The sequence below is a fragment of the Empedobacter sp. GD03865 genome, assembly GCF_029840775.1.
GTDB lineage: Bacteria > Bacteroidota > Bacteroidia > Flavobacteriales > Weeksellaceae > Empedobacter > Empedobacter falsenii_B.
This window is the reverse complement of record NZ_JAOCDF010000041.1, coordinates 1-15,931: the sequence shown is the minus strand read 5'-3', so window position 1 is coordinate 15,931 and position 15,931 is coordinate 1. Positions and strand designations below refer to the sequence as shown.

13 protein-coding genes are annotated in these 15,931 nt (G+C 30.7%); 9 read left to right on the top strand and 4 right to left on the bottom strand.

The window, feature by feature from the left end:
* Positions 1 to 7 precede the first annotated feature (7 nt).
* The 9 genes from N5D46_RS13270 to N5D46_RS13230 all read left to right on the top strand — a co-directional run bounded on the left by N5D46_RS13270 (position 8) and on the right by N5D46_RS13230 (position 10,813).
* Entirely contained in the window at positions 8 to 2,779 is a 2,772-nt protein-coding gene (locus N5D46_RS13270; protein WP_280050242.1) for a helicase-related protein, read from the top strand.
* Positions 2,769 to 4,229 carry a PglZ domain-containing protein gene (locus N5D46_RS13265; protein WP_280050240.1) on the top strand — a complete coding sequence of 487 codons (1,461 nt, stop codon included), beginning with the start codon at positions 2,769 to 2,771 and terminating at the stop codon, positions 4,227 to 4,229. Before N5D46_RS13270 ends, N5D46_RS13265 begins: the two co-directional genes overlap by 11 nt.
* On the top strand, positions 4,219 to 4,842 hold the full coding sequence (locus N5D46_RS13260) for a hypothetical protein (protein ID WP_280050238.1): 624 nt from the start codon (positions 4,219 to 4,221) through the stop codon (positions 4,840 to 4,842). The genes N5D46_RS13265 and N5D46_RS13260 overlap by 11 nt, the downstream gene beginning before the upstream one ends.
* 111 nt (positions 4,843 to 4,953) lie before the next feature.
* Positions 4,954 to 6,972, top strand: a complete 2,019-nt coding sequence (locus tag N5D46_RS13255; RefSeq protein WP_280050236.1) for a Piwi domain-containing protein — start codon at positions 4,954 to 4,956, stop codon at positions 6,970 to 6,972.
* Between the two features lie 76 nt (positions 6,973 to 7,048).
* Positions 7,049 to 7,924 (top strand): Abi family protein, encoded by an 876-nt coding sequence (locus N5D46_RS13250; RefSeq protein WP_280037788.1) that lies wholly within the window; start codon positions 7,049 to 7,051, stop codon positions 7,922 to 7,924.
* A 262-nt stretch (positions 7,925 to 8,186) separates the two neighbouring features.
* Positions 8,187 to 8,516, top strand: coding sequence for a metalloregulator ArsR/SmtB family transcription factor (locus N5D46_RS13245; RefSeq protein ID WP_125350838.1), 330 nt, complete (start codon positions 8,187 to 8,189; stop codon positions 8,514 to 8,516).
* Positions 8,517 to 8,573: 57 nt separating this feature from the next.
* Complete coding sequence (locus N5D46_RS13240; protein WP_125350837.1) at positions 8,574 to 9,041, top strand: DUF6428 family protein; 468 nt, start codon at positions 8,574 to 8,576, stop codon at positions 9,039 to 9,041.
* A 28-nt stretch (positions 9,042 to 9,069) separates the two neighbouring features.
* The gene (gene chrA, locus N5D46_RS13235) at positions 9,070 to 10,194 is read left to right on the top strand and encodes a chromate efflux transporter (protein ID WP_125350836.1); all 1,125 of its coding nucleotides are present in this window, start codon (positions 9,070 to 9,072) and stop codon (positions 10,192 to 10,194) included.
* A 4-nt stretch (positions 10,195 to 10,198) separates the two neighbouring features.
* Positions 10,199 to 10,813: a protein-tyrosine-phosphatase gene (locus N5D46_RS13230; RefSeq protein ID WP_280050233.1), complete on the top strand. Its 615-nt coding sequence runs from the start codon at positions 10,199 to 10,201 to the stop codon at positions 10,811 to 10,813.
* Positions 10,814 to 10,819: 6 nt separating this feature from the next.
* Here the strand turns inward: N5D46_RS13230 and N5D46_RS13225 are convergent, their stop codons facing one another.
* From N5D46_RS13225 to nhaA, 4 genes are read right to left on the bottom strand one after another with little or no spacing between them, the layout of a single operon-like run.
* Positions 10,820 to 12,097, bottom strand: a complete 1,278-nt coding sequence (locus tag N5D46_RS13225; RefSeq protein ID WP_280038250.1) for a DUF389 domain-containing protein — start codon at positions 12,095 to 12,097, stop codon at positions 10,820 to 10,822.
* A 47-nt stretch (positions 12,098 to 12,144) separates the two neighbouring features.
* Positions 12,145 to 12,834 carry a TrkA family potassium uptake protein gene (locus N5D46_RS13220; protein ID WP_280038251.1) on the bottom strand — a complete coding sequence of 230 codons (690 nt, stop codon included), beginning with the start codon at positions 12,832 to 12,834 and terminating at the stop codon, positions 12,145 to 12,147.
* A gap of 5 nt (positions 12,835 to 12,839) precedes the next feature.
* Positions 12,840 to 14,576: a potassium transporter TrkG gene (locus tag N5D46_RS13215; protein WP_280038252.1), complete on the bottom strand. Its 1,737-nt coding sequence runs from the start codon at positions 14,574 to 14,576 to the stop codon at positions 12,840 to 12,842.
* An 8-nt stretch (positions 14,577 to 14,584) separates the two neighbouring features.
* Complete coding sequence (gene nhaA, locus N5D46_RS13210) at positions 14,585 to 15,748, bottom strand: Na+/H+ antiporter NhaA (RefSeq protein WP_280038253.1); 1,164 nt, start codon at positions 15,746 to 15,748, stop codon at positions 14,585 to 14,587.
* Positions 15,749 to 15,931 lie beyond the last annotated feature (183 nt).

The following is a 15,931-nucleotide window of genomic DNA, read 5'->3' as shown; positions in this document are numbered from 1 at the left end:
TTCTACAATGCTGTATCAAAATCAACCATGCGAACTCATAGGAACAAAAGAGGTATTCGGGCATAAAATTGCCTGGATACGTCTTTTAGAAAATAACACATTCATAGAAGTTCCTTTTCAAGAACTACAAGAAGACGAGCAAACCATCCACCTGCCACATATTCGTTATGTGGCTTTGGCGGCTAAGATAAAAGATGAGGTTGCCAAGAAAAATATCCTTGCACCTTACGAAAGCAGTTTGGTGCCTTTGCCACATCAAATCTTAGTGTTAGAGAAAGTAATGCAAGCCGAACAAAATCGTTTCATGCTGGCAGATGAAGTGGGTATGGGAAAAACCATAGAAACAGGACTAATCCTGAAGGAATTAAAACTTAGAGGGGAAATCAAACGGGTATTGGTTATCGTTCCCAAATCCTCTATGCTGCAATGGCAAGCCGAGTTAAAAGAGCATTTTAACGAGGTTTTCCATATCTACGATTCAGAAATGATTACTTCTTTAGCACGTACTTTTTCAAACATCAACGCCGATGAAGAGTTTAACTTTTGGCGTCAACACCACCAAGTCATTGTTTCTACCGATGCGTTAAAACCATTAGACCGTAGACAAGGCTGGACACAAGAGCGCATAGACGAATACAACCGTTACCGTATGGATGCGGTTCTGAATGCCGATTTCGATTTGGTGATTATAGACGAAGCACACAAAATGGGTGGAGCCAATGCCTTAGTTTCAAGGTATGTATTGGCGCAAGAATTGTGCAATGCTGTACCAAATGTTTTGTTATTAACGGCAACCCCACATAGAGGGAAAGCAGATCATTTCAGACGTATTTTACAATTATTAGATCCGGATGCCTTTGCTGGTGATGGTTTACCTGAAATTTCAGAACTTGAACAATACGTGATTCGAACAGAAAAAAGAAATGCAGTCGATTACGAAGGGAATAAATTGTTCAATGAACGATTCACCTACAAATTGGATGTGTTGCTGGATATAAACAAACATGCCAAACAAATGGCATTGTACGAAGCCGTAACCCAATATGTCATCAAAGGATTCAATACGGCTAAACGTACTAAGAATAAGGCAACAGGCTTAATTATGATTCTTTTCCAACGTTTGGTAAGCAGTTCTACTTTAGCCATTCTATCCGCAATGGAAAAGAGATTATACCGTTTGCAAAATAATTTGTTAGAAGCAGATAACGATTGGTCAGATGATTATGAAACGGCTACTGAAGAAGAATTAATCGACTTAGATTTTGAAGGAATCTATTTTAATGCTTCAGATGGTTTAGAAGATGAAGAAGCGATTTTAGTTCAATTAATCGCTCAAGCAAAAGAGTGTTTAGCAACAGAAATTGATGCCAAAGCGGAAGCACTATTAAAGAAATTTGAAGCCTTACAACAGGAAAAAAACGACACCAATCTCAAGATTTTGGTGTTTACAGAATTTAGAACGACACAAAAAATGTTAGTGGATATCTTTTCTAAAAAAGGATATCAAGTGGCATTTATAAACGGAGGTCAAGATTTAGATGAACGTAAACGCGCATTGGTTTCTTTTAAAGCAGATAAACAAATTCTTATAGCAACAGATGCTGCGGGGGAATCGTTGAACATGCAATTTTGCCACGTAATTTTCAATTACGATTTACCTTGGAATCCCATGATGATCGAACAACGTATTGGCCGTGTAGACCGTATCGGACAAAAACATCCTGTACAAGCCTTCAATTTACTAACCAACAACAGTGTAGACCAAAGAGTTTATGAGGTAATTGAAGAGAAGCTTAGCAATATTTTAGAACAATTTGGGATTGATAAATCATCGGATGTATTGGATTCAGCGATTGATATGAAAAAGGTCAATCAATTGTATTTACAAAGTTTATTAAATCCAGAACGATTTGATTTTGCAAGTGATAGATGGATTCATGAGATTAAAAGTAAATTAAAAGAGTTTAAATCTACAGAAGGTATTTTACCTTTAGTTCAAGAAGAAGAAATTGAGTATAAAAAAGCAGCGGATGTAAAACACAGTCCATTGCCTATTTGGTTAGAAAATTTATATACCACTTATGCGCAAATTAAAGGTACTTCTTATACTACAACGACTTTAGGTTATGCTATTTTAGGTGAAAATGGGCAAAAGAAGAAAATTACTTTTGATCCAGAAGTAGCTTTAAATAATCCAGATGTAGAGCATATTACCTTACAGCATGACACTGTAAGAAGTTTATTAAATCAACTTTCTGAATTTTCTATCGAGAAAGGCATTCCTGTTGTAAAGTCGAAAGAATCAGATGAAACTTCTGGTTATTGGAGTTTATGGCAAGTAAGCGCTAAAAATCAGTTAGATCAAAAGTTAGATTACATCAGTTGTTTTGTGGCAGATAATGGCAAACAATATACGGCTTATGCCAACGATATTTGGTCAAGATTAATGGGCTTAAACGATAATTTTTCGTTTCAATCTACTTTACACCCTGAGAATTGGCAAGATATCCAAAATAAAGTGAATGAGGTATTATACGAAACATTCAAAAAATTAGAAGCGGAATTGATTGAAAATTTGGATAAAAAATTAAAAAATAAAGAAAACGCTTACAACGTACAAAAAAGAAGAATTGAGAAAATAGGAATTGAAAACATTAGAGAATCTAAACTAAAACGTTTAGACCAAGAACACAACAACTGGTTATCAAAAATGAAAGAATATCGTAATGTTATTCCTGGTTCTAAATTATTGATGACAATACGCATAGATGGAGAATAATTTCATATACCAAATCGCAAAGGATTTAAAATCTTATCATTCAAAAGTTCTTCGTGTCGAAAATTCTGATGGATTTTTAAAACGTAAAGATATCATTGCTGCTTTAAAGAATTTTGGTATTGAAGTAGTATGTGGAACCAATTTAGAGTTACGCATCCAATATGAATTGAGAAATGAGGAAGAATATTGTGTTTTGATCAGTGAAGATAATAATGGTTTTTTACCAGATATTACAGCAAATTCTTCTGCATTAATATGGTCTTTAGAGCATTATTTCAATTTTTTACATGTACCATCTATAAAGGATTTAGATATAAAATTATTGAATAAAATTTTCAAACAAGAGGTTTTTATTCCATTAAATAAAGCAGATACTGTAAAATTAATTGAAAAATTACGTTCAGAAAGCCTCATAGAAAACGAGGACGAACAAGAAAATCAATTAGTTGAAATTATTAAAGAAACACTAGCAGATACACCCATTAATTGGAATACCATTGCACGTGATATAGCTGAGTTAATCAAAAGAACTATCAAAAAGGGAACTTTAAATAAGTATGCCGAACTAATTACAGAAGTAAATGAATCTTTCCAAGTAGAATTGGAAGTGAATTATAAGCACATTAAAAATTCGAGTGCTGTAAAGAAACCTAAAATAGTATCTAAAGTTTTAGATCATTTAGCTTTTAATTATATAAAGGACAAAATAGCATTAATTGTAGTCGATGGATTAGCCTATTGGCAATATGTATTGCTGAAAGAAAAGTTAGATGTTGAAGCTACTGAGCAAACCATTTATTCGTGGATTCCTTCTATTACACAACTTTCAAGACAAGCAATTTTCAGAGGATCTAATCCTTTAGTGGAATATAAACAGGCTCCTGCAAATGAAAGAAAAATGTGGGAGAACTATTGGATATCAAAGGGAATTCCTAAGCATCAAATCACCTATTTTCATAGTGAAAGCTTAGAAGAAAATAACCTAAACTATTCTAAAATTGCGGTTGTATATAAAGAGTTAGACGATAAAATGCACAGTTCCGATGATTATAAGGATTTATATGATTTGACAATGAATTGGATAGAGAAAACATCACTATTTAATGACATAGAGCTATTAATAAAAAACAATTTTAAAGTATTTTTGACAACCGATCACGGCAATATAGAAGCTAAATCTTGGAGATCATTAGTGGGGAAGGAAAAATTAGGTACCAATAAATCAGGTAGTCGAAGCGAAAGACATATTGAATATACAGATACCTGGTTAAAAGATGAACTATTCAATAATAACCCAGAACTTATAAATTTTGTAGTATCTGAAGAGAATGCACTCTATTTTAAAAATAACCTAAGCTTCTCTAACAAAGAAACTTTAGTAACGCATGGAGGAGCACATGTTTTAGAAGTGCTTATTCCATTTATAGAAATTAAAAATAATGAAGAGTAAATCAATAGATATCAATCAGCGTATACCTTTAGATGCTTTACATGTTGCATTACAGAGCTATCTTGGTGGGGAGTATGATGAGCAATATATCTTAGAACAATTACACCTTGATTTTACAGGAGAGAATAGAATTAAAAAGTCATTACGAATCATCAATAAAATAATTTTAAAAAATCCCTTAGTACCTTATGTAGATCAACATAAAGAAGAGATTTTGAATGTTTTGAAAAGAAAAGATGACCGAAACTTAATATTAATTGCTTTATTAAATGCATCGTTCCCATTTTCATTTGACGTATTACGTACTTTCGGTAAATATTTAGCGGTACAAGACTTAGTCAATACAGAAACGATTTCTAAAAGCATTTCCAATGTATATGGTGGAAATAGAGCCACTGAAATTGGATTATATAGCGTTATACCAATGTTTATTGAAGCTAATATACTCAATAGACCCAAGCAAGGTTTATACGAATTAAATAAGCAATTTCATTGTACATCTTCCCTAAGCATAGATTTATACAAAGAATCATTAAAATTCAACGCAGAATTAAATTCATTTATCTGGGATGAGTATTCGGAACCGTATTTGATTTTTAGTAAAAATTATTAGTATAAATATTTCTAAAAGGAGCAAAAATTTGCTCCTTTTTTATTTCCCTAAAATATTGTAAGTTAGTTGTATACATTCAGTACCGATAACTCTAATTAATCACGATGAAATATGCAGCAACTAACGATAAACCTAATACCATTAGAGATCAATAACGCTACTTTACAATGTAGCTTTTATACAGAGAAGTTCGAAGGTTCATATCCATTACACAGAAGCGAATTACCTTGCGAATTATGGGATAATCATAAAGAAGAAATAAAAGATAAATTTTACTATACTTCCTTTGAAATCGGGCAAGATGCAGCATTCACCACAACCATAGATTTATCCAAATCAACCAAATTTGCGAAGCATTATTATACGCAACAGCTATTGCGTTATATTTCGCCATTGGTAGATGCGGTAAAACTAAACTTTGTAAAAGACATCGAAGTTTGGATGAAGAACACCCAACTATCTAAAACAGAGTACACCACTTACGATAAATACACGTTAAAAATAGAATATTCATACCTCATCAATAACTTAGCGTTATTAATAGCGTATGATGGCGTATCTAAGGTAGCTACACAATCCATCAACACATTTAATATTCCAACCCATCATTTCAAAAAAGTAATATTCAGAAACGAGATTTTAAGTTTCGATAAACTACATAACGAAGCAAAATTACATTTGGAAGAAGTATATCCAGTGCTAAACATCGGACTAAAAAACATTTTAGGAATAGAACATACGATTGATAAATCAACCAACAGATACAAAACCTATTATCAGTTAATCAATGATTTTAAGAAGAAATATGTAAACAACAGCACATTAAGTTTTATAAATCCATCAGATAACTTTTACCCAATACCAGCCGAAAAGGTATATGCTACGCATTACCATTCCAATAATTTAAGGTTTGGCACAAATAGCGAAATAGATCCAAAAATCGGCATCAAAAAGTTTGGGCCTTATCAACCAAGCCCACATCAACACGTGAAGTTCTTTTTTATATATCATCAGCCTGATAGACAAGAATATGTAAAACCTTTATACACTTATTTTACCGAAGGTTATAAAACATTTTTTCCGCCATTAGCTAAACATATTTGTCAACCATTCCATATGGATAAAGACAACAGCTTAGCGTATAAGGACATTAAAACAGCTTTAGTAGAATTAAAGCAACATCTCATACATTTCAAAAAAGAACCCAATACACGATATGTAGCCATCTATGTGAGTCCTGTTCATAAAGAATCCGAGCAAGATGTACAGTTGTATTACCAAATCAAAGAGGAGTTATTAAAACAAGATATTTCCTCACAAGTCATATATAAAGAAAGCATCAAAAACAATTATTTCGGAGCATTCTTAGAGAACATTACACCCGCTTTATTAGCCAAAATAGACGGTATTCCTTGGCGTTTGGATAGAGAGCTAAAGCAAGAATTAATCATTGGTGTAGGAGCTTTTAAATCGGCTCAATTCAACACACGTTATGTAGGCAGTGCATTCTGTTTTAATAACAAAGGAGAATTCAAAGGATTTGATTGTTTCAGAAACAACGAAATAGATTTAATAGCAGGTGCAATAGGAAAGCAGGTGCTAAAATTTGTTATAGATAATAACAACCAAGCCGAACGATTAATTATACATTATTACAAACCAATAGGAAAGGATGAACTAGATCCAATTCAGCAAACATTAAAACGATTAAACCTAGATATTCCAATCATTATTATTTCTATCAACAAAACAGAATCATCAGATTATGTAGCATTTGATACCCAATCACCAGAATTAATGCCAATAAGTGGAACAATATTGCAAATAAGCAAACTCAAATACCTATTATACAACAATACAAGATATTCAGTAGAAGGCAAACCAATAGCATATCCATTTCCAGTAAAATTAGCATTATACTGTACAGACAAAGATTATTTAGAGAACGTCAACAACGTAAAAGAATTAATAGACCAAGTCTATCAATTCAGCAGAATGTATTGGAAATCGGTAAAGCAACAAAACTTACCTGTAACCATCAAATACCCAGAAATGGTAGCACAAATATTCCCACATTTCGAAGGAGATAAACTTCCCGACTTCGGAAAAAACAACCTGTGGTTTTTGTAAATGTAATTTACTGACAAAGAAATAATATCTTGTATATTTATAGATTTAATCTCCAACTAAATGATTGTGAAAAATAATGGGAAATATTGTCAATAGTATTAATGACCAAATACAAAAATTTAAAGATAGAAAGTTAAATATAAGCTGTTACGAAGAAAGTAAGCTTAAAGAAATACTATTGGATATAGGATATTATAGATTAGGATTTTATTGTTATTACTATTATGATAAAAACAAAAATGAATTCGATCAAAATATTAAAATTTCAGATATTGTCAATCTATATTATCTAGATATTGACTTAAAATATTTACTATTAAAATACATTAATCGTATTGAAATTAATTTTAGAACAAAGTTGATTTACTATGTATCAATGAAATATAAAGATAATCCATATTGGTACGTAGATGAAAATATAATGAGTGAAGAATATGTAAAGGATTTTAAAGAGAAGATTTATACTGAAAAATTCAAAACAGAAAATTTAGCTTTAAAAAAACATCACGAAAAACCTACAAGTGGAGATTATGCACCTTGCTGGAAAGTATTTGAGTATTTAACTTTTGGTTCGATAATAACGATTTTTAATAATATTAAAGATGAGGAAGTCAGACAGAGAGTTTGTGATAAATATAATATTAAGCATTTAAATAAGTTCAATTTGCTTTTAAATTCAGTTAGATTAATTCGTAATATTTGTGCGCATAGTGGTGTATTATTTGATTATTCATTGCCTAAAAGTGTTAGTACAATACCTCAAATAAACTTTAATAAAGGCGATAGAAATTCTTTAGATACATCGATAAAAATAATAGGTTTTTTTATTGAAAATATTTCAGTGAATCGCTATCAAGATTTCCAAGATGAAATTAAAGACTTTTTTGAAACTAGAAAGAAAGATACTGTATTAGCATCAGTGATTAAGGATAGAATAAAATATTTAGATTAAAATATACTACTTATCAAATTATTTGTATATTTGCACTACAAAGTGCCTCACTCGACAAGCTCATTTGGTGCACTATAAAAAAATATTCAGCTCGGTTTTTATAGCCGAGCTTTTTTTATGTCTACAATAAAACGGCTTTTAGGTTTCGGATAAATTGAAGTTTTGTCCATTCTAATCTATGGATATAAGTAGTAATTCTTAATTATATACTATTGTTTCATCAAATATTATATCGTAATATTGCAATGATAATAAATCAATAATGGGAATAACTAAATCGGAAATATTTACAGACGAACAAAATAAACTAGCTACTTTATTCAAGGTATTAGGACATCCTGCTCGTGTGGCTATTATTCAGCATATTATCAAACAGAATGCGTGTATCTGTACGGATTTGGTGGATGAATTAGGTTTGGCACAAGCCACCATTTCTCAACATTTAAAAGAATTAAAAAGTATCGGAATTATTCAAGGTTCCATCGAAGGAAAATCGGTTTGTTATTGTATTGATGAAAAGGTTTGGGCTGCAATTCAAAATGAATTTTCTAACTTTTTCAATCAAAATGTCAAAATAGAGAAATGCTGTTAAGGCGTTTTTTTTGAAATAAACCATCGTAATATTACGATTAATAAATAATATAAGAATATGAAACTTTCAGAAATCAAAGAAATCTTACCAACATTAGAAAATGTTGAATTTCAATTAGAGGATGCTACTTTCGTGCCAGAGCATTTCCACGTTACAGAAGTGGGAGAAATCACAAAGAAATTTATTGATTGTGGTGGAGTTATTAGAAATGAAAAAGTAGTAAACTTTCAACTATGGAATGCTGATGATTACGAACATCGTTTAAAACCAGGTAAATTATTAAACATTATTCGTTTATCCGAAAATAAATTAGGAATTGAAGATGCCGAAATCGAAGTAGAATATCAGTCGACTACAATTGGTAAATACGATCTTGAATTTAATGGAAAACATTTCATTTTAAAAAATAAAAAAACAGCTTGTTTAGCCGAAGATGCTTGCGGTATTCCCGTTGCAACTGAAAATAAATTTAGAGTAAAAGAAGAAAAATCTTCTTGTTGCACACCTAATTCTGTATGTTGCTAATATTATATTTTTGTCTATAAAAATCAATATGGATCAAAAGATACAAATTAAGGAAATTGCGAAATTATTTTTTAAACTCGGTGTAATTGGATTTGGTGGCCCTGCAGCTCATATTGCTATGATGCAAAGAGAAGTGGTCGTGAAACGGCAATGGATGAGTGATCAGCATTTTTTAGATTTATTAGGTGCTACCAACCTCATTCCTGGGCCTAATAGCACTGAAATGGCAATTCATATCGGTTATGATAAAGGTGGATGGAAAGGTCTATTAGTTGCCGGTCTATGTTTCATATTTCCAGCAGTTTTGATTACCGGAATTTTCGCCTATTTCTATCAGAAGTACGGACAAATCCCAGAGGTTTCACCTTTTTTATATGGAATAAAACCTGCCATTATTGCAATTATAATTGGTGCCGTTTATCCATTGTTTTTAAAAGCGATAAAGAATGTTTACCTAGGTGTTTTAGCAATTGCTGTATTAGTCTTATCACTTTTAGGTATCAATGAAATTTTTTTATTAGTTGGAGCTGGCTTTTTTATGCTTTTAGAAAAAAAATTTCGCCAACTTCACTCCATGAAAAGCTTTGTTCCTTTAGCTTTATTTCCTTTATTTAATGGATCGTTTCTGTCGACGATAAACCAATCCTTATTTTGGACATTTTTAAAAATAGGATCAATTTTATACGGAAGTGGCTACGTTTTGTTTGCTTTCTTAGATACCGAGTTGGTAGATAAAGGATTACTCACGCGAATACAACTGATGGACGCAATTGCGGTTGGACAATTTACTCCAGGACCTGTTTTTTCATCTGTAACTTTTATTGGATATCAAATCAACGGACTTTCGGGTGCTATTGTATCTACTTTAGCCATTTTTCTACCCTCATTTATTTTGGTTGCATTGATACATCCTTTAATGAAGTTTATAAGAAACAATGATTCATTTAGTACTTTTTTAAATGGGGTCAATGTAGCGTCTGTAGCAATTATCCTATCAGTATGTATAGTTATGGGGAAAGAAACTATTACCGATTGGAGAACTATTGTTATTGCGTTGATTAGTGCTGTAATAGTTTTTCAATTCAAAAAAATCAATAGTGCTTTCATTGTATTATTGGGTTCCATACTAGGCTACTTAATTATTCAATTTTAAACTAATGCAAAAACAATTATTTAACACTATTCAGAATGATGTTCTGAATCAAGAAATTTGTGAAGACAGAAAAGTAGTTTTACAACCTTTAGTTTTTTACATTCAAGAGAAAGTCAATGATAAGCAGACAATAAATCTCAACTTCATTTGCTCGCACAATTCACGCAGAAGTCATTTAGCACAGATATGGGCACAATTCGCTGCTGCTTATTATAATATCCAAAATATCAATTGTTATTCAGGTGGTACACAAGAAACAGCATTGTTTCCAAAAGTAGCTGAAACACTAAGCATTCAAGGCTTTCAAATCTTTAAAATTGCAGATAGTAATAATCCTATTTACGCCATAAAATTTGATGAAAATTGTTTACCAATTATAGGATTTTCTAAGAAGTATGATGATGCATACAATCCAATTTCAAACTTTGCTGCAATTCTTACTTGCTCCCAAGCAGATGATGGTTGTCCTTTCATTGCAGGTGCAGAAAAGCGAATCCCAATAACTTACGAAGATCCTAAAATATCGGATGGTACTACCAATCAAACAGAAGTTTACCAACAACGAAGTATCGAAATAGCAACCGAAATGATGTATGTCTTTTCTCAAATAATTAAATAAATAGTATTACATTTTCTGAATGATTATATTTTTAGTTGCATACTTTGTTTCTATCCATTGTTGCAATTTATTTTCATCAATTAACTTTTCTGATTGGTAAAGAATTATTTTATTATTTGATATACTATCTGAATATTGATTGAGTGTACCAAAGTAAATTTGACTAATATCTGGAAATAAAATTTTTATTTCTTTCTCCAGTATGCTATCTCCAAATGTTTTAGCTTTTAGCAATTCGTTAAGTTGCTGTATTTTCAAATCCTTTTCTGTTATATCACTTTGGTTTTTATTGAGTTCACTTAAAATTTCTTGTTTTAAATCTGCGTTATTTTGTCGAACAGTAAACGTTGTATTATTAATACCATAATCTTCCAATTTGGTATTATATCGTGCTATTTCTAAGCTATCTAATTGTTGAGACAAGAAAGCAAGTTCTATTTTTTTAGGCTTACTTCTGAAATTGACATTTTTATAAATTACGGTATGCCCATTATTTAAAAATTCATTTTGAATAAACGTTTCTACATTCTGCGTAAATTTCTTTTCTTGAAGCAAGTTATACGCTAAGTAAAAACTTGGTATAATCAGTAAGCTCATGACTACTGAAATGCTTATTCTAACTTTTTTATCCAATGAAGGATTTTGAGTTTGTACTGGTTTATATTTTAAATATTTTAAAACAATAAACGTAGACAACGCAATGAAAAAACAATTGATACTATACAAATATAAAGCTCCAACTAAAAATTTAAAATTTAGTGTAGCCAATCCAAATCCAGCTGTACATAATGGTGGCATCAAAGCAGTAGCAATAGCTACACCTGGTATAGGATTCCCTTTTTCTACACGTGTTATGGATACTGCACCAACGATTCCACCAAAAAATGCAATTAATACATCGTATATGGTTGGAGATGTTCTGGCAAGTAATTCGGATTGTACATCTTTAAATGGACTTAGATAAAAATATATACAGGATACGATAAGTCCAGCTATTGTAGCAATAAATAAGTTTTTGGCTGATCGCTTAAGTAAAGAAAAATCATACGTAGCTAATGCAAAACCAGAACCGACTATTGGACCCATTAATGGTGATATTAACATAGCTCCTATAATGACTGCTGTGGAATTTACATTTAATCCTATAGATGCAATTAATATCGCACAAGCTAAAATCCATAGATTAGCTCCTTTAAATGATATATTGCTTTGTACGTCTTCTTTAACTTTATTCTTATCTTCTTCTCCACTTTGTAGATTAAATAATTGATAGATCTTGTTCATTGTGTTTCACATAAGTATTAAAATTATTTATCAATTCTATTTTCTGATTAGTAATATTTTCGCATAAATTTATAAATATCATTATTTGATCCATAAATTACTAAAACATCATCACGTTCAAGTACTGTTGTTGACGATGGAAATCCTTGTACCTGTGGTACTATTTTAAATTGACCTAAAAAACTTGTTTCTTGTTTATTTTTAATAACAGTCATTACCAATATATTGTATTTCTTTTTAAATTGAATCTCATCAAAACTTAATCCTACAAGTTCTTTGGGTACTATAACTTCTATGATACTATATTCCTTATTAAGTTCAAAAGAATCTATAATTCCTTTTGTATTTAGTTTTTTAGTCCAACGTTCGGCAGATTCCTCTTCAGGTCGTATAATTTGATCTACACCTATGGCATGTAATACATTTTCGTGGACATTATTTATTGATCGACTTATTAAACGATTAACTTTTCTATTTTTAAAATTAGCTGTCGCCATAATATTAGAGCCTTCATTTTCACCTATAGTAATTAACACCATATCAGTGTTATTCAAGGGTAATTTATTAAGTGCAACTTCATCGGTTGCATCCAAACAAATAGTATGTGACAATTTATCTTTATACGATTCTACACGTTCCATATTGGTATCAACTCCAATCACCTCATGCCCCAAAGCTGTCATTTTAGTACCTAATGATGCTCCGAAATTCCCTAATCCAATGATAATTAATTTCATGTATTTTATATTAAAATATCCCCCGTAGGATATGAATAACGAGAAGATATGGTTTTCTTAAAAAATGCTGTTAAAATGGTGATCATAGAAACTCGTCCTATAAACATAATTATAATTAATACTATCTTACTAGGATCGCTCAATAATGGAGTAGTATTTAATGATAATCCAACTGTTGAATAGGCAGAAAATACTTCGAATGCTATGTCTATTAATGGTAATTGATAATCAAACTTTGAAATTAAAAATACTCCAATTCCTATAACTAGAAAAGACAATGTTATTGTTGCAAATGCCTTTTGCACTATAGAATCACTGATTTTTCGGTTATATATTTCAATGTTTTGTTTCCCCCTTGCGATATTAATAAAATTTAAAATAGCAATGGCAAAGGTACTTGTTTTTATCCCACCACCTGTAGAGGTAGGTGAGGCACCAATCCACATCAAGAGTAATATCATGATAATTGTAGAGAATTGCAATTGCGAAAAATCTATCGTATTAAACCCAGCAGTTCGTGTGGTCATACTAATGAATGTAGCAGATACAAATTTGCCTATTCCTGTATGATTATTAAGCGTATAATAAAATTCTTCAAAATATATAATAATCGTAGAAATGAAAAGAATAATCAATGAAGTCATTAAATTTACTTTTGAACTTAATGAAAATACCCAACTTTTTTGTTCTTTACGATTATGAAATATACTTGCTATAGTTTTGGTAATAAAATAAGAAAAATAGCGAAGTATATTTACTAAAATAGGAAACCCTATTCCTCCTAAAAATATAAGTAATATTACAACTATTTGCAATGGATAATTATAAATAGTTACTTCATGCATCAATCCATTTGGTAAAGTAGAAAAACCAGCATTACAAAACGCCGATATAGAATGAAATAAAGAATGAAAAGCCTTGTCTAAAAAGCTAATCTCTAATTGATCTAAAGATAAATATATACAAACCGCACCTATCAATTCTATACTGAATGTTAGATAAATTATACGTTTAATAAAAGAAAACACCTCGCTAAAGGCATCATTATTTGAAATATTTCCTAAAGTAATTTGATATTCAAAAGAACTATTTCCCTTAAAAAAATATGCGATATAAGCTGCAAATGTTAAAATCCCTAAACCCCCTAATTGAATGAGTAGTAATAAAATAAATTGACCAAAAGTAGTAAAAACCTGAGAAACATCCATAACACTTAAACCTGTAACACATACAGCACTAGTTGAGGTAAATAATGCATCCAAAAAAGTTATTGAGGTTTTAGTTGCTTTAGGCAATAATAACAAACAAGCTCCTAATATTATTAATCCAATAAAACTTATTATAAAAAGTTGGGGTGGTGTTATGTAACTTCTTTTAAATGTAAAATTTGGTGTAGCAAATTCGCGTAATAGTTTTAAGATTATTGCAAATAAGATATACTTACTAACAAAATGTATAGAGTATTCGGTAAATTGTATATATATACAATACGTAATAAATAAAACACTTAATAGATCGAAAATTAAAACTCTTGCTATGATTTTATCTTTGATATAAAAGTATTTAACAACTGTTTTAATAATTCCCAAAAATAAAATAGTAGCAAAAAATAAATTAACATATGGATGATAATGTTTAGGAAAACCAAATCCTAACATAGCAATGATGGTTACAATTGCAACAATAAAACTCCATTTAGTTAGCAGATTAAAAATTCTAGAACAAAAAAAGCGTGTAAGCATCGTTAATTTTATTTATTACTTTTTCTCAAAATTATGTAACCTAATATTCCAGAAATTATTGATGCTAACAAGACTGACAATTTTGCTTCTTCAATTAAAACTGTATCCGTAAAAGATAAGTTTGAAATAAATATAGACATAGTAAATCCAATACCAGCTAATAAACCTAAACCTATTATATGTTTAAAATTACTTCCTTCAGGTAACTGACCTATTCCAAATTTGTAGCAGAGAAAAGTACTCATTACAATTCCTAGTGGTTTACCAAGTATTAAGCCCATTCCAATACCCAATCCTAATGGAGCAGTTAATCCTTCTAGCATTTCATTTACAATAGTTATATTAGTATTTGCAAAAGCAAAAATAGGTATGATTAGGAAATTGACAGGCTTTACTAAAGCATGCTCTAGTCGTTCTAGCGGTGATTCTTCATCAGTATCATTTGTCGGTAAAGTCATAGCTACTAATACACCCGCTATAGTAGCATGTATTCCAGAATGATGTACAAAATACCAAATAAATAAACCTGGAATAAGATAAAGATATGAATTTTTAACATTAAGTCTATTCATTACAACTAAAATAGCCAAACCTACACCCGCGTATAATAAATAATGCACATCTATACCTGAAGAATAAAATAATGCAATGACTAGAATCGCAATTAAATCATCTACAATTGCTAAAGCAGCTAAAAATATCTTTAAACTAAATGGTATACGCTTATCTAATAATGATATTACAGCTAATGCAAAAGCAATATCTGTTGCCATAGGAATTCCCCATCCACTTGCGGTATCTAGACCTTTATTAAACAATACATATATCAGCGCAGGTACAATAGCTCCACCAACTGCTGCCAAAATTGGTAAAACAGCTTTTTTAGGGGATGATAATTCTCCTTCTACTATTTCACGTTTGATTTCCAAGCCTACAAGTAAGAAAAATATAGCCATTAACCCATCATTAATCCACATACTTGTGCTATATTTTAAATGAATCCAATTATTTTCTATACCAAATTCATAGGTTAGCAAATTCTTAAGCGTATCACTAAAAGGAGAATTAGCTATTACTAAGGCTATAATAACACATAAAAAAAGGAGGAATCCTCCAAAATTACTCGATTTTACAAACTCTTTAAATACCTTTAAATTAATCAAATTAGACATACATAATAATGTTGAATGAATTCGCAAGATATAAAATTACACCTTCTTATCCCAAGAAATCGGCTTTTAAGTTTCGGATATATTGAAGGTTTGTACTTTCTAATCTATGGTACTGCCGCCATTTTATACTGTCATATTTTTTGCAATGTTCATTCGTCGGCTTTATTGCACATTGCTTAGTTT

Coding starts and splice junctions, on each gene's coding strand:
- N5D46_RS13270 (WP_280050242.1), top strand. CDS start 8: ATGCTGTATCAAAATCAACCATGCGAACTCATAGGAACAAAAGAGGTA.
- N5D46_RS13265 (WP_280050240.1), top strand. CDS start 2,769: ATGGAGAATAATTTCATATACCAAATCGCAAAGGATTTAAAATCTTAT.
- N5D46_RS13260 (WP_280050238.1), top strand. CDS start 4,219: ATGAAGAGTAAATCAATAGATATCAATCAGCGTATACCTTTAGATGCT.
- N5D46_RS13255 (WP_280050236.1), top strand. CDS start 4,954: ATGCAGCAACTAACGATAAACCTAATACCATTAGAGATCAATAACGCT.
- N5D46_RS13250 (WP_280037788.1), top strand. CDS start 7,049: ATGGGAAATATTGTCAATAGTATTAATGACCAAATACAAAAATTTAAA.
- N5D46_RS13245 (WP_125350838.1), top strand. CDS start 8,187: ATGGGAATAACTAAATCGGAAATATTTACAGACGAACAAAATAAACTA.
- N5D46_RS13240 (WP_125350837.1), top strand. CDS start 8,574: ATGAAACTTTCAGAAATCAAAGAAATCTTACCAACATTAGAAAATGTT.
- chrA (WP_125350836.1), top strand. CDS start 9,070: ATGGATCAAAAGATACAAATTAAGGAAATTGCGAAATTATTTTTTAAA.
- N5D46_RS13230 (WP_280050233.1), top strand. CDS start 10,199: ATGCAAAAACAATTATTTAACACTATTCAGAATGATGTTCTGAATCAA.
- N5D46_RS13225 (WP_280038250.1), bottom strand. CDS start 12,097: ATGAACAAGATCTATCAATTATTTAATCTACAAAGTGGAGAAGAAGAT.
- N5D46_RS13220 (WP_280038251.1), bottom strand. CDS start 12,834: ATGAAATTAATTATCATTGGATTAGGGAATTTCGGAGCATCATTAGGT.
- N5D46_RS13215 (WP_280038252.1), bottom strand. CDS start 14,576: ATGCTTACACGCTTTTTTTGTTCTAGAATTTTTAATCTGCTAACTAAA.
- nhaA (WP_280038253.1), bottom strand. CDS start 15,748: ATGTCTAATTTGATTAATTTAAAGGTATTTAAAGAGTTTGTAAAATCG.